We start from the raw sequence: 14,746 nt of genomic DNA, 5'->3' as shown, positions 1-14,746 counted from the left end.
GCACCATGTCGGGCTTGCCGAAAAGCATGATGCGGGCGGCGGTCAGCGGCACTTCCAGCGAGGTCAGATGATACGGCCGGAACAGACTGTAGTAGGGGCCGTGGCCGATATGCAGATCGTCCATGCGCTCGATGATGCGCGGATGCGTCGCCTCGACGATGACGAAGACGCCGGGCGCGACGCCTTTGCCAATCGTGTAGTCGACGACGCCTTTCTTCAACAGCAGACCGCCATCCTCGCGCGGGATCAGCACCTTGGCGAGGTCATCGCGGTCGGCCTTGGGGCCGTGCATACCGGGCACGTCGGGCACCAGCCCGGTGGCGTTGGCGATGGCGCACATCTCGACCATGGTCTTGGAACCGTCGACGAACTCGACCAGCATGCGTGGGTTCATGTTGCGGCGGATCGCTTCGGCGCGATAGTCGTCCGGTACGGCATCGTGGTTGAGCGGGTTGTTCTTGCCCTTGCCGGCCGAGACGATGGTCAGCCCGAGCGCCGACGCGAATTCGATCAGTTCCATGCAGCTCGACGGCTCGTCGCCCGCACCCACCGAATAGACGACGCCAAGCCGGTCGGCCTGCTGCTTGAGGTAGCAGCCGATGGTGACGTCGGCCTCGACGTTCATCATCACCAGATGCTTGCCGTGCTCCATCGCCATGAGGTCGAAATCGGCGGCGACACCCGGCTTGCCGGTGGCGTCGATGACGACGTCGATCAACGGATTGGTGACCAGCATCTCGTTCGAAGTGATGGCGATCTTGCCGCTCTCGATGGCTCCGGTGACTTTCGACGCGGTGTCGGCTTCGACGGCCATGGCTTCGTCGCCATAGGCGATACGGATGGCATCGCGCGCGGTGTGCGGGCGGCGCGTCGAGACGGCGCAGATCGAAATGCCTGGCATCAGCATGCCTTGGGTGACCAGATCGGTGCCCATTTCGCCCGAGCCGATGACGCCAATGCGCACCGGGCGGCCCTCGGCGGCACGCCTGGCGAGATCGCGGGCAAGGCCGGTCAGGGCGACGTTGGTCATGCAGGAAATGTCCACAGCTTCGTGATTTGGGGTCGGATAGCAGGGAACGGGTTCTATTTGCCAACGAAACCCGGTCGCAACCGGCAATTTCCCACGAAATCGTCTCGGAGGGGACGTCCGCCGAGGCTCGATTGGCCGAAGCGCAACCAATTGACATCGCAGCTGACAACCCCAATAAAACATTCGTTTGTCAACAAAGGCAAATGTTCACCGACGCGACAGTCGGAAAGCATTCGCCTCTGGGGCAAATTGGGGAGTGTCTTTGCGCCAGGGCGTCAAAGGCTGGATGGAGCATCATTGCGAGGCGTCGAGCGAAGGCTCGCGGCTCCAGGGGAGGAAAAATGGATACTGTTCTCGCGGGCCTAAAAGGGGCCATCGATACGCTTGGCCCGACGATCCTGCTGCCAATTGTCATTTTCATCATCGCCGTGGTTCTGGGCGCCAAGGTCAGCAAGGCTTTTCGCGCCGCCGTCACCATCGGCGTCGCCTTCATCGGCATCAATCTGGTGCTTGGCCTCATGTTCACGTCGATTGGCGACGTCGCCAAGGCCATCGTCACCAACACCGGTATTCATCGCGACATCATCGATGTCGGCTGGCCCTCCGCGGCCGCGATCGCCTTCGGCTCGTCGGTCGGCCTTTGGGTCATTCCGGTCGGCATCCTCGTCAACATCGTGCTGTTGCTGACACGCATGACGCGCACGCTCAATGTCGACGTCTGGAATTTCTGGCACTTCGCCTTTGTCGGCTCGCTGGTCGTCGCCGCAACCGACAATCTGGCCTATGGCATCGCGGTCGCAGCACTTGTCGCAGCACTCTCGCTGCTGTTCGCCGACTGGTCGGCGCGCGCGGTACAGCAGTTCTACGGCGTGCCCGGCATTTCCGTGCCGCATCTCGCCTCGGCACAGATCCTGCCGATCGCCATTGTGCTCAACTGGATCATGGACCGCATTCCCGGGATCAACCGCATCAACATCAACACGGACACCATCGAGCGCAGGTTCGGCGTGTTCGGCGAACCTGTCGTGATGGGCCTCATCATCGGCCTCGTGCTTGGTATGATCGCCTTCTACAATGCGGGTGATCTCAGCGTGGTGCTGGCCAAGGTCCTGGGCACCGGCATGACGCTGGCCGCGGTGATGCTGCTGCTGCCGCGCATGGTCAAGATCCTGATGGAGGGGCTGATCCCCGTCTCCGATGCCGCACAGGCGTTCGTGCGCAAACGCACCGGTGACCGAGAGCTTCTCGTTGGTCTCGATTCGGCGATCCTGATCGGCCATCCGGCCGCGATCTCGTCGTCGCTGATCCTGGTGCCGATCGCGATCATTCTGTCCATCATCCTGCCGGGCAACCGCGTCATCCTGTTCGCCGACCTCGCGGTCATCCCCTTCATCGTCGCCATGACCGCGCCGCTGGTCAAAGGCAACGTGTTCCGCATGGTGGTGATCGGCACGGTGACGCTGGCCATCGGCTTCTACGTCGCCAACGCGCTGGCGCCGCTGTTCACCAGCGCAGCAGTCTCGTCGGGCTTCAAGCTGCCGGCGGACGCACTGCAGATCACCTCGGTGGTCGACGGCTTCCTGTGGGTGCCTTACGTGGTCATCGAGGCTATCCAGGGGATGGGGCTTGTCGGCATCATCGTGATCGCGGTGGTTATCGCGGCATTGTTTGTCCTCTACCGCCGCAATCCGCTCGGCTGGGAGCGGGCCGCGGGCGCCGAGGACGAGCCGGCCGAAGAGACGGCCTGAACCTGATAGCGTCCACCCTCAAACCGATCGTGCGCCCTTCCCGGGGCGCACGATTTCATAGACGGAGCAAAGAATGTCCGACGGACTCATGCAGCTTCTGGACCCTGACGCGATCGTGCTCGGATCCGATGCCTCGACCAATGAGGAGATCATCCGCATCCTGGCGGGCCGGCTGGAGAGACTTGGCTATGTCAAAAGCAGCTATGCCGACGCGGTCGTGCGCCGCGAATTGACCATCCCGACCGGACTGCCGCTGGAACGCTCCGATAATGTCGCGGTGCCGCACACCGATCCGGAGCATGTGCTGAAGCCTGGCATCGCGATGGGCACATTGAAGCAACCAGTGACCTTCGCCAACATGGAGGATCCCGACGAGATGCTGCCGGTCGGCTTCGTCTTCCTGCTTGCCATCAACGACAAGGACAAGCAGATTGAGGCGCTGCAGGCCGTCATGGCCACCATCCAGAACCCGCAAGCCTTGGATGATTTGAGGTCGGCCAGAACCCTCGAAGACGTGCGAGCCGTACTCGGCTGAAACAAGGAGAAGCAGAGATGTCGAGACAGAAAACCATTCTCTTTGCCTGCGGCACGGGCATCGCCACCTCGACCGCGGTCAATGTCGCCGTCACCGAGGAAATGAAGAAACGCGGCCTCACCTTCAATGCCCAGCAGGCGAAGGCCACCGAAGTGCCCGGACTGGCCGACAATGTCGACTTCATCGTCGCAACCACCCCGATCTCCGCTTCGGTCACCAAGCCGGTGATCAAGGGCCTCGCCTTCCTCACCGGCATCGGCAAGGACAAGGTGCTCGACGAGATCGAGGCGCAATTGCGCAAATGACGGCACCGACGCTACGCGCAGGCTGACGCGGCTTCACACCACCCTGACGTAGCTCGTCATTCCCGATTTCTGGTGCTCGATGATGTGGCAGTGCAGCAGCCAATCGCCGGGATTGTCGGCGACGAAGCCGAGCTGAACCTTCTCGTTGGGCTGGATGAGATAGGTGTCGGAAATCACAGGCTGAACCCGGCGCGTCGAGGATGACAGCACTTTGAAGCTCATACCGTGCAGATGCATCGGATGGGATTGCGGCGTCAGGTTCTCCATGTCGATGACGTAGCTTTGGCCAAGCTTCAATTCGGCCAGTGGCGCGGTCGGGTCCTTGGTGTCGCCTGGCCACGGGACTTTGTTGATGGCCCAGAAACTGTAGCCAAGCGAACCGCAGATGCCATCGCTCGGGACGTTCTCCGCCGTGGCGCTTAGTGCCAGGGAAATATGCCTGGCACTGGCGAGATCCACTTCCGCCACCGGATTGAGCTCCAGCGGAGCAACATCGCGAATGTCCCGTTTGAGGGATTTTCCTGTCGCGCGCAGGGTTGCCAGGATTTTTGGCTTGGTGCCCCTGACGTCCCTCAAGCTGACCATCGCGCCTTCATTGTCGGGCATGCGTATGGCCAGTTCCATGCGCTGGCCGGGTCCAAGCAGCAAGGCGTCGGGCGAAAAACGCTCAGGCACCGGATTGCCGTCGAGCGCCATGATACTCGCCTCCGCACCGTCGACGCGAAAAGCGTAGATACGCGTCACGTCGGTGATGGCGACGCGCAGCCGCCCAAGTCCGCCGGCCGGCGCATCATATTGCGGCTGATCGAGCCAATTGGCGGTGCGTACCGTGCCGTAAGTGCCGGTTCTCGCGGCATCGCGCGGCCGGAACTGGTCGATGAACTGGCCGTCGTCACCGAGGCGCCAGTCGCGCAAATTGAGGACGATTTCGGCATCGAATTTCGGATCGTTGGGATTCTCGACCACGATCACGCCAGTCAGGCCATGGCCCATCTGCTCCAGCGTGTTGCAATGCGGGTGGTACCAGAAGGTGCCGGCATCGGGCGGCGTGAAGGCGTAGTCGAAATGATCGCCGGTGTAGACGTAGGGCTGTACCAGAAACGGCACGCCGTCCATCTTGTTGGGAACGCGAATACCGTGCCAGTGGATCGTCGTCGGATCGTCGATCGCGTTGACAAGGCGTGCTGCGAAGGGCTCGCCCTTTTTCATCCTGAGCACGGGCGGCATTCCGGCGTTGCCATAGGTCAGCACATCCCTGGTCTGGCCGACATCCATCAGCTTCGCCTGGATCTTTGCCGTCTGCAAAACCACCGGCTCAGGCGTCGCGGCGGCCCAGCCACCAAGCCGGCCCATCGCCGAAAGCCCGATCCCGCCCGCGCCGGCAACCGCAGCCGTCTTCAAAAGCCTGCGGCGTGTGAGTAAGGTCATTCGGCGCTCCAACTGTAAAGACGGCTGCCCGCGCAGGTGTAACCGCCGCGCCACGGATCACAAGCCGGCAACCAGCGCAAATTCTGTTGAACGCATGGCGCCGCTATTCAGCCGCCTCGGCATAATGTGCCGGCACGTAGTTGAGGATGGGGCCGAGCCAGCGCTCGACCTCTGCCAACGGCATCGCCTTCCGGCGCGCATAATCCTCGACCTGGTCGCGTTCGACCTTGGCGACGCCGAAATAGTAGCTTTCTGGATGCGCCAGATAGATGCCGGAGACCGACGAGCCCGGCCACATCGCATAGCTTTCGGTCAGGCTCACGCCTGCATTGCGCTCACCGTCGAGCAGCCGGAACAAAGTCGCCTTCTCCGTATGGTCGGGCTGCGCCGGATAGCCGGGCGCAGGGCGAATGCCGCGATAGGGTTCGCCGATCAGTTCGTCCGGCGCCAGCGCTTCATCTGAAGCATAGCCCCAGAATTCCTTGCGCACTTTCTCATGCATCCGCTCGGCAAAGGCTTCGGCGAAGCGGTCTGCCAGCGCCTTGACCATGATCGACGAATAATCATCATTCGCTCGCTCGAACCGTTCGGCGATAGCCACCTCTTCGATGCCGGCGGTGACGATAAAGCCGCCGATGTAATCCGGCTTGCCGCACTCCGCTGGCGCGACGAAGTCCGCCAGTGCGACATTGGCCTTGCCATCGCGCTTGGTCAGCTGCTGGCGCAAGGTAAAGAAGGTCGCCAGTTCCTGCGACCGCTTTTCGTCCGTGAACAGCCTGATGTCGTCGCCGACGGCATTGGCCGGCCAGAAGCCGACGACGCCGCGCGGCGCGAACCATTTCTCGGCGATGATCCTCTTCAGCATCGCCTGCGCATCCTCGAACAGCTGGCGCGCGGCGGCGCCTTGCGCCTCGTCTTCGAGAATTTTGGGATAACGGCCCTTCAGTTCCCAGGTCTGGAAGAACGGCGTCCAATCGATGTAGTGCGCGAGTTCGGTGAGATCCCAGTTCTCGAATACCTTGACGCCGGTAAAGGACGGCTTCGGCGGCTCGTAGGCAGACCAGTCGATCCGGTGCGCATTAGCCCTCGCCTTGGCCAGCGGCAGCCGCTGCTTGTCGGATTCGGAGCGGGCATGCGCATCGGCGACCTTCTTGTATTCGGTGCGCACCGTGTCGACATAGCCGCCCTTGGTCTCGTTCGACAGCAAGGACGACACGACACCCACCGCCCGGCTGGCGTCGGTGACGTAGACCGTCTGGCCCTTGGTGTAGCGCGGGTGGATCTTCACCGCCGTGTGCACGCGGCTGGTCGTTGCGCCGCCGATCAGCAGCGGAATGTCGAAGCCTTCGCGCTCCATCTCGGCGGCCATGTGCACCATTTCATCGAGGGATGGCGTGATCAGGCCGGACAGGCCGATGATGTCGACATTTTGGTCGCGCGCCGTCTGCAGGATTTTCGCTGCCGGCACCATGACGCCGAGATCGACGATCTCGTAGTTGTTGCAGGCGAGCACGACGCCGACGATGTTCTTGCCGATGTCATGGACATCGCCCTTGACCGTCGCCATCAGGATCTTGCCCGCTGTCTGGCGTTCGCCATTGTCGATGCCGTTGGCGGCGTTGGCCAGCTTCTCGGCCTCCATATGCGGCAGCAATCCGGCGACGGCCTGCTTCATCACCCGCGCCGATTTCACCACTTGCGGCAGGAACATCTTGCCCGCGCCGAACAGGTCGCCGACGACGTTCATGCCGGCCATCAGCGGGCCTTCGATGACATGCAGCGGCCGCTCGGCGGCAAGCCGCGCTTCCTCGGTGTCGGCGTCGATGAATTCGGTGATGCCGTTGACCAGTGCATGGCTGATCCGCTGTTCGACAGTCCATTCGCGCCAGGCGAGATCGCGCTCCTGCGCTTCCTTCCCGGCCGTGCCTTTGAAGCGTTCGGCAATCTCCAGCATGCGTTCGGTGGCGGTGCCGCCGGCCCTGGGCGCGCGGTTGAGCACGACGTCCTCGCAGGCCTCGCGCAGTGCCGGCTCGATCGTGTCGTAGACGGCGAGCTGGCCGGCATTGACGATGCCCATGTCCATGCCGCGCTGGATGGCATGGTAGAGGAACACGGCATGCATGGCCTCGCGCACCGGCTCGTTGCCGCGAAACGAGAAGGACAGGTTCGACACGCCGCCGGAAATGTGGACATGCGGCAGCGTCGCGGTGATCTCGCCCGCGGCTTCTATGAAGTCGACGCCGTAATTGTCGTGCTCCTCGATGCCGGTGGCAATGGCGAAGACATTGGGATCGAAGACGATGTCCTCGGGCGGGAAGCCGGCCTGTTCGGTCAGGAGCTTGTAGGCGCGGGTGCAGATCTCGACCTTGCGCGCCTTGGTGTCGGCCTGGCCGTCCTCGTCGAAGGCCATGACGACGACAGCAGCCCCATAGGCGCGCACCAGCCTGGCATGATGCAGGAAGGCCTCCTCGCCCTCCTTCATCGAGATGGAGTTGACCAGCGGCTTGCCCTGCACGCATTTCAAGCCGGCCTCGATGATCGCCCATTTCGAACTGTCGACCATGATAGGAACGCGGGCGATGTCCGGCTCGGCGGCGATCAGGTTGACGTACTCGACCATGGCCTTCTTCGAATCGATCAGGCCTTCGTCCATGTTGATGTCGATGATCTGGGCGCCGTTGGCGACCTGGTCGCGGGCGACGTCGAGTGCGGCGACATAGTCGCCCGCCGTGATCAGTTTTCGGAATTTGGCCGAGCCGGTGACATTGGTGCGCTCGCCGACATTGACGAAGGGGATCTCGTCGGTGAGCGTGAACGGCTCCAGCCCGGACAGGCGCATCTTGGGCTCAATGTAAGGGATGGCGCGCGGCGAATACTTCCGCACCGCCTCGGCGATGGCGCGGATGTGCTCCGGCGTCGAGCCGCAGCACCCGCCGACGACATTGACCAGCCCTTCCCTGGCGAAATCCTCGATCTGCGCGGCCATGAAGTCCGGGCTCTCGTCATACCTACCGAATTCGTTGGGCAGGCCGGCATTCGGATAGGCGCAGGTGAAGGTGTTGGCGACACCGGATATTTCGGCCAGATGCGCGCGCATCGCGTTGGCGCCGAGCGCGCAGTTGAGGCCGATGGTGAACGGGCTGGCATGGCGCACCGAATGCCAGAAGGCCGTCGGCGTCTGGCCCGACAGCGTGCGGCCGGAGAGGTCCGTGATGGTGCCCGAGATCATCACCGGCAGGCGCACGCCCTTCTCAATGAAGATCTCTTCCGCTGCGAAGATCGCCGCCTTGGCATTCAGCGTGTCGAAGATCGTCTCGATCAGGATGATGTCGGCGCCGCCATCGATCAACCCGCGCAGCTGCTCGCCATAGGCGAGGCGCAGATCGTCGAAGGTCACGGCGCGATAGCCGGGATTGTTGACGTCGGGCGACATCGAGGCGGTGCGGTTGGTCGGCCCGAGTGCGCCGGCGACAAAGCGGCGCTTGCCATCTTCCTGCTCGGCCCTCACCGCCGCGCGCCGCACCAACCGCGCGCCATCGCGGTTCAGCGCGTAGACGGCATCCTCCATGCCGTAATCGGCCTGGGCGATCGAGGTCGAGGAGAAGGTGTTGGTTTCGAGGATATCGGCGCCTGCGATGGCGTATTGATAGTGAATCTCCTCGATCGCCTTCGGCTGCGTCAGGATCAGAAGATCGTTGTTGCCCTGCTGGTGGCAGGCGCAGCCGGCGAAGGCCTCGCCGCGAAACTGGTCCTCATCAAAGCCGAAGCCCTGGATCTGTGTGCCCATGGCGCCGTCGAGGATGAGAATGCGCTCGCGTGCCGCCGCTGTCAGCGCGGCAAGCACTTCCGAGCCGTCCGGTTTTGCCGCGACGGGGCCGAACAATGCGTCCAGCGATGCAGAATTCTGCGACATTTTTTATCCCTTTGGCGACAGGCCTTTTCATGTCACATAAGGATATCTTTATGTCAATATACGGCAGATGCGCGCGATTGTCACCCACCTGCCTCGAAGGCGGGGTCTGTGGCGCCGGTTTTCCGACGGACCTACGCTCTGTCGAAGCTTGCCAGGAAGCGGGCGAAGACCGGATTGAAGCGATCTGGCGAATCCCAGAACGGCGCGTGGCCGGATTTGTCGAGCAGATGGGCCTTGCCTTCCCATAGATTGGAGAATTTCACAGCGGAGACGAAATCGGTGTTGACGAATGGCTCGTCGATGCCGTTCAGAACGGCGATCGGCGGCGTCTTGCCGGCGACGATCTCGCGCTGGTTCCGCCCGGTGCCGGCCGCGAACTTTTCGAACATCAGGCGCCGCGCCCTTCCATCGGTGCGCGCCACCGTGTCGATGAGAAACGGCTCGAACGGCTCGCCGCAGGTGCTGCGCGCATAGGCCTCGACATCCGCGTCAGTGAAGGTTTCCTGCCCGGCAAGGTGCATATGCGGGCTCGGCTTGAAGCCGTTGCCGACCTGCTCGGGCGAGACGGGCGGCGTGCCGGTGATCATCAGGCCAAGCAGGCCGGGAAAACGGTCGATCATCTCAAGCCCGATATGGCCGCCGAGCGACCAGCCGAAGACGATGGCCTTGTCGATGCCGAGCAGCCCGAGCACTTCGGTCATGGCATCGGCATAGCCTTCCATGCTGTAGGAACGCTCCGGATCGATCGCATCGGCGGACGCTCCATGGCCTGGCAAGTCGGGAGCGATGAGGTGGTAGCGCTCGCCCAACGGGCTGTCCAACTGGTTGCGGAAAACGGCGCTGGAAGATGAATTGCCGTGGATCAGCATGACAGCGGTGCCTTCGCCACTGGTCTGGCGAACCGCGATCTTGCCGTGGCTGGTTTCAAGGGTCTTCTGCGAGATCGCCATTGTCCGCTCCGTCGGGGGAATTGCCCTGTTTTAATACAGTTGCGCAGCAAAGCGCCACGGCTTCCATACCTTTGCGGGAACCATCTTCCCGGCCAGGTTGCGTTGAAAAATCCTTTTCAAATAAGAACAATTATGCGTAGATTGTCAATTATCCAACTCCCGATGAACGGGAGGAAAACAGGGAACAGCACGATGAAGCCCAAATCCGCCGCAAGTCGAATCCGCCATATGCTGATGAGCACGACGCTGATCGGCATGTTTGCCGCATCTGCCGCCCCCGCCTTTGCCGACGTCGTCAAGATCGGCCTGCTTGCGCCGCTGACCGGCCCTGCCGCGGCGGACGGCCAGGAATTCCAGCGCGGCGTGCAGATGGCCATCGACGAGGCGAACGCAGCCGGCGGCGTTGCCGGGGATACGTTCGAACTGGTGGTCGGCGACGTCAAGGATCAGTCCGCCGGCAACGTCACCAGCGCGGTCGAGCGCCTGCTTGGCGATCCGGGCGTGCACTTCATGCTGACCGGCTATGCCAGCCTGACCAATTTCGAGATCGACAACATGGCCGAAGCGGAAATGCCCTACATGCTGGCGGCCACCTCGCAGCAGACCAGGGACATCATCGCGCCGAGCCCCGATAAATACATGTGCTGCTGGTCGCTGACGCCTTCCTTCGACGCCTACAACACCGACGTCACCCTGTTCGTCGAGAAGCTCGCGGCCGACGGCAAGATCACCTTGCCGACCAAGAAGGTCGCCATCATCTCGTCCGACAATGCCTATTCGAAGACCATCTCCGAAGGCATGAAGAAGACCTTCAAGGAGAAGGGCTGGACCATCACCGTCGACGAGATCGTGCCGTTCGGCGAAGTGACCGACTGGCGTTCGATCCTCGCCAAGGTGCGCGAGAACGTTCCCGACGTCGTCATCAACACCGACTATCTGCCGGGCAATTCGGCGTCGTTCCTGAACCAGTTCCTCGAGCAGCCGACCAAGAGCCTCGTCTTCCTGCAATACGCACCGAGCGTTCCGGAATTCGTCGAGCTGACCGGCAAGAAATCGGATGGTGTCATCTACAATCTGCTCGGCGGCGCGCTGACGACGCCGAAGAACCCGCGCGCCGACGAGGTGGCAGCCAAGTTCAAGGCAAAATACGGCGTCGAGAGCGGCACCTACGGCGTTGGCCTCTACGAAATGACCAATGTCTATTTCGACGCGGTCAAGAAGGTCGGCGGCGCATCCGACCATGCGGCGATCATGAAGGCGCTGTCGGAGACCGACAAGCAGGTCGCGGAAGGGAGGCTGAAATTCGATCCCGCCACCCACCTTGCCACGCAGGGCGACGACTATATTCCGATCACCTTCTTCCAGATCTGGGATGGCCAGCGCACGCTGATCTCGCCGGAAAAATACGCCACCGGCGCCTTCAAGCTCCAGCCCTGGATGAAGTAGGGAATGGCCCTGCTTGAACTGGACGACGTGTCGAAGGCCTTCGGTTCGCTGAAGGCCGTCGACGGCGTGTCGTTCAAGGTCGAGGCCGGCGAGATCTTCGGCATCGCCGGCCCGAACGGCAGCGGCAAGAGCACGCTGTTCAACATCATCACCGGCATACCGTTCGGCCCCGAGCGGGGCCAGATCCGCTTTGACGGCATTGCCATAAACGGCAAATCGGGACACGCCATCGCGCGTCTCGGCCTCGCCCGCACGTTTCAGCGCGAGACCAGCTTCGACGGACTGACCGTGTTCGAGAACGCGCTGATCGGCGCCAGTTATGGCAAGCAGGAAAAGACAGCGGCCACGGCCCGCAATGCCGCCGCCGAGGCGCTGGAGTTCGTCGGCCTGGGATCTCGGTCGTTCGGCCGGCTTGCCGGCGAATTGTCCGTGTTCGAGCGCAAATGCCTGATGCTTGCCACCGCGATTGCCATGCAGCCGCGCATGCTCTTGCTCGACGAGCCGGCATCGAGCCTGACCAAGCCCGAGATCGAGACATCGATCGGCCTGATCCGCCGCACCGCCGACCGCGGCATCACCATCCTTCTGATCGAGCACGTGCTGACCTTCCTGATGAGCCTTTCGCAACATCTGCTGGTGCTCAACAATGGCCGCGTCCTGGCCGCTGGCGACCCGGCCGGCGTGATCGCGGACCCGCGCGTCATCGAAGCCTATCTCGGCACGAGGAGATCGGCGGCGTGAACCCCATTCTCAGCGTCGAAGGCGTCACCGCCGGCTATGGCCGCGTCACCGTGCTGCACGATATCTCGCTGGAGGCCGGCCGTTTCGGCAATGTCGGCCTGTTCGGCCCCAACGGCCATGGCAAGACGACGCTGCTGCGCGCAGTCTCCGGGCTGCTGCAACCGAAGAGCGGCCGCATCGTGTTCGACGGGCAAGACATTGCCGGCCGCAGCGCACGCGCCATCGTCGGCGCCGGCCTGATCCATGTGCCGCAAGGCAACCGGCTGTTTCCCGATCTCTCGATCGCCGACTGCATGGCGCTCGGCGCCTATTCGCCAAGGGCCCGGCCGCATGAGGCGGAGAACCGCGAAAAGGTGATCAAGCTGTTTCCGAAACTGGCGGAACGCTGGCGCCAGCGCGTGCGCACATTGTCGGGCGGCGAGCGCCAGATGGTGTCGATCGGCACGGCGCTGATGAGCCATCCGCGCCTGCTGATCCTGGACGAGCCGACGCTGGGGCTGGCGCCCAAGATCAAGGACGAACTCTGCGCCTCCGTCATGGACATTTCGCGCGGCGGCGTGCCGCTGATCGTCGTCGAGCAGGATATCGAATTCCTGCTGGAGCTGACGCAGCAACTCTACCTCGTCAACCATGGCGCGGTGGCGACCGAGATTAAGCCGGGCGAAAGCCTCGACCACGGCGAGATCATGTCGATGTATTTTGGCCATTAGGAAAATCCGAAGATGAGCGCATTGGCGGAAATCCTGTTCGGCGGCCTGTTCCAGGGCTCGCTCTACGCCATGATGGCGGTCGGGCTGGCTCTGGTCTGGACGACGATCGGCGTGTTCAATTTCAGCCATGGCGTGTTCATGATGCTGGGCGCCTACATCGCCTGGCAGCTGGTCGAACTCGGCCTGCCGGCGGCGGTCGCCTTTCCGATCGCCGTCGTCGTCATGGCCGGCGTCGGCTGGATCCTGCAGGCGAGCGTCGTGCGGCCGCTGATCGGCCGACCCAACATCGTGCTGGTCGTCGTCATCACCACGCTGGCGGCCGGGTCGCTGATCGAGAACGGCGCGCTGACCATCTGGGGACCGCGCTCGAAACAGATCCCGGCGCTGATCGCCGGCAACGCCACCATCGGGGGCGTCGGCGTCTCCCTGCACCAGATCGCCATCATCGTTATCACGCCGCTGATCCTGGCCGCGCTTTGGATGTTCCTCAACCGCACGCGGCTGGGACTGGCGCTGCGCGCCGTGGCGCAGAACGAAGATGCCAGCCATCTTGTCGGGCTGAACGTCACCGCGCTCTATGGGCTGGCCTTCGCCATCGCCGCCTCGCTGGCCGGGCTCGCCGGCATCTTCATGGGCGGCTACCGCTTCATGTCGCCGGTGATGGGCAGCGACCCGCTGCTCAAGGCGCTGATCGTCGTCGTTTTCGGCGGCATATCGAGCATATCGGGTCCGATCTTCGCCGCCTATCTGATCGGCTTCTTCGAGGCCGCCTGCAGCTATTATTTCGGCTTGTACTGGACGCCGGCACTGCTGTTCGGCGTGCTCATCCTGACCCTGATGGTGCGCCCCGAGGGCATCTTTGCCAGCCGCTCCCGAGGCCTAGCATGACCGACACGACATCGCTGATCGCGCCTGGCCACGCCGAGGCGGCAACCCCGATCGCTCCAGGCCGCACGCCGTGGAAGCAAGAGGCCATCGGCTTCGTGCTCGGCTTCGCGCTGCTGGCGCTGCTGCCGCTGATCTTCGGTGACACCTATGCCCGCCACATCCTGATCATGGCCTTCATCTACGCCATCGTCGCCTCGAACTGGGATCTTAGCCTCGGCTATGGCGGCGTTTTCAATTTCGGCCATCTGGCGCTGTTCGGCATCGGCGTCTATGCCTACAGCCTGCTGACCAAGCTGGCCGAATTCGACCCGTGGATCGCGCTGTTTGCCAGCGGTGTCATCGCAACCCTGGCGGCGATCCTGGTGACCATCCCGATCCTGCGGCTGAAGGGCATCTACATCATCCTGGTCACTTTCGGCTTCGCGCAGCTGGTCATGCAGGTGATCATCAGCCAGTCCGCCATCACCGGCGGCACGCAAGGGCTGGTGCGCATTCCCGGACTTTATATCTTCGACCACAACATGGTCCGCGACGGCAAGTTCGCCTATTTCTACATCGCGCTGGCACTGCTGGTGGCAAGTACGCTGTTCCTGCGCGTGTTTGTGCGCTCACGCGCCGGGGCCAGTATCGTCGCCTTGCGCGACAATGAGGAATACGCCGTCAGCCGCGGCGTCTCGATCGTGCGCCAGCGCATGCTGACGCTTGCCGCGAGCGCCTTCTTCACCGGCATCGCCGGCGCCTTTTACGCCGCCTACCAGCGCAATGCCTCGATCGACGTCTTCGGCATGAGTCTCGCGACCATCATCCTGTCGATGGTGCTGCTTGGCGGCACCAGCACCATCTACGGCGCCATCGTCGCCTCCTTCGTGCTGACGATCTTCGCCGAATGGATGGCCGATTTCGGCGCGTGGCGGCCGATGATCACGGCGGTGCTGATCATCGGCGTCATGCTGGCCTACCCGAGCGGCCTGGTCGGCATGATCAAGGCTTCATGGGGCGCCGTCGCCGGACGCCTGAAGCGCCCGGGCTGATCGGCTCGGAATAGCGGCTGC

12 protein-coding genes are annotated in these 14,746 nt (G+C 63.0%); 8 read left to right on the top strand and 4 right to left on the bottom strand.

The features are described from left to right. On the bottom strand, positions 1–1,030 hold a 1,030-nt coding region (locus tag EOD15_RS04400), incomplete at its 3' end, for a homoserine dehydrogenase (RefSeq protein ID WP_127408322.1). Between the two features lie 341 nt (positions 1,031–1,371). Between EOD15_RS04400 and EOD15_RS04395 the strand changes: the two genes are divergently transcribed. The 3 genes from EOD15_RS04395 (at position 1,372) to EOD15_RS04385 (ending at position 3,618) form a co-directional block, all read left to right on the top strand. Continuing rightward, the gene (locus EOD15_RS04395; protein ID WP_127321142.1) at positions 1,372–2,778 is read left to right on the top strand and encodes a PTS transporter subunit IIC; all 1,407 of its coding nucleotides are present in this window, start codon (positions 1,372–1,374) and stop codon (positions 2,776–2,778) included. Between the two features lie 73 nt (positions 2,779–2,851). Beyond that, entirely contained in the window at positions 2,852–3,313 is a 462-nt protein-coding gene (locus EOD15_RS04390) for a PTS sugar transporter subunit IIA (protein ID WP_127267974.1), read from the top strand. A 17-nt stretch (positions 3,314–3,330) separates the two neighbouring features. Then, a complete protein-coding gene (locus EOD15_RS04385) occupies positions 3,331–3,618 on the top strand; it encodes a PTS sugar transporter subunit IIB (RefSeq protein ID WP_023809203.1) in 288 nt (95 codons plus the stop codon). 33 nt (positions 3,619–3,651) lie between these two features. On the opposite strand, the gene EOD15_RS04380 is transcribed toward EOD15_RS04385, so the two are convergent. The 3 genes from EOD15_RS04380 to EOD15_RS04370 form a co-directional block, all read right to left on the bottom strand. After that, positions 3,652–5,046, bottom strand: a complete 1,395-nt coding sequence (locus tag EOD15_RS04380) for a multicopper oxidase family protein (RefSeq protein ID WP_127321143.1) — start codon at positions 5,044–5,046, stop codon at positions 3,652–3,654. Positions 5,047–5,149: 103 nt separating this feature from the next. Next, positions 5,150–8,959, bottom strand: coding sequence for a methionine synthase (metH, locus tag EOD15_RS04375; RefSeq protein WP_127321144.1), 3,810 nt, complete (start codon positions 8,957–8,959; stop codon positions 5,150–5,152). A 131-nt stretch (positions 8,960–9,090) separates the two neighbouring features. Further along, a complete protein-coding gene (locus tag EOD15_RS04370; protein WP_127321150.1) occupies positions 9,091–9,909 on the bottom strand; it encodes an alpha/beta hydrolase in 819 nt (272 codons plus the stop codon). A 192-nt stretch (positions 9,910–10,101) separates the two neighbouring features. On the opposite strand from EOD15_RS04370, the gene EOD15_RS04365 reads away from it, so the two are divergent. The 5 genes from EOD15_RS04365 to EOD15_RS04345 are packed head-to-tail and all read left to right on the top strand — an operon-like array spanning position 10,102 to position 14,725. Then, positions 10,102–11,355 carry an ABC transporter substrate-binding protein gene (locus EOD15_RS04365; RefSeq protein ID WP_027035742.1) on the top strand — a complete coding sequence of 418 codons (1,254 nt, stop codon included), beginning with the start codon at positions 10,102–10,104 and terminating at the stop codon, positions 11,353–11,355. A gap of 3 nt (positions 11,356–11,358) precedes the next feature. Then, on the top strand, positions 11,359–12,096 hold the full coding sequence (locus tag EOD15_RS04360) for an ATP-binding cassette domain-containing protein (RefSeq protein WP_127321149.1): 738 nt from the start codon (positions 11,359–11,361) through the stop codon (positions 12,094–12,096). Then, positions 12,093–12,806: an ABC transporter ATP-binding protein gene (locus EOD15_RS04355; RefSeq protein WP_127321148.1), complete on the top strand. Its 714-nt coding sequence runs from the start codon at positions 12,093–12,095 to the stop codon at positions 12,804–12,806. The genes EOD15_RS04360 and EOD15_RS04355 overlap by 4 nt, the downstream gene beginning before the upstream one ends. Positions 12,807–12,818: 12 nt before the next feature. Next, positions 12,819–13,694, top strand: a complete 876-nt coding sequence (locus EOD15_RS04350; RefSeq protein WP_127321147.1) for a branched-chain amino acid ABC transporter permease — start codon at positions 12,819–12,821, stop codon at positions 13,692–13,694. Further along, complete coding sequence (locus EOD15_RS04345) at positions 13,691–14,725, top strand: branched-chain amino acid ABC transporter permease (RefSeq protein ID WP_127321146.1); 1,035 nt, start codon at positions 13,691–13,693, stop codon at positions 14,723–14,725. The genes EOD15_RS04350 and EOD15_RS04345 overlap by 4 nt, the downstream gene beginning before the upstream one ends. Positions 14,726–14,746 lie beyond the last annotated feature (21 nt).

This window comes from Mesorhizobium sp. M7A.T.Ca.US.000.02.2.1, from assembly GCF_003996995.1.
In the GTDB taxonomy this organism is placed as follows: Bacteria; Pseudomonadota; Alphaproteobacteria; order Rhizobiales; family Rhizobiaceae; genus Mesorhizobium.
Note: the sequence above shows the minus strand (reverse complement) of the source record. Positions and strands in the feature narration are given on the sequence as shown.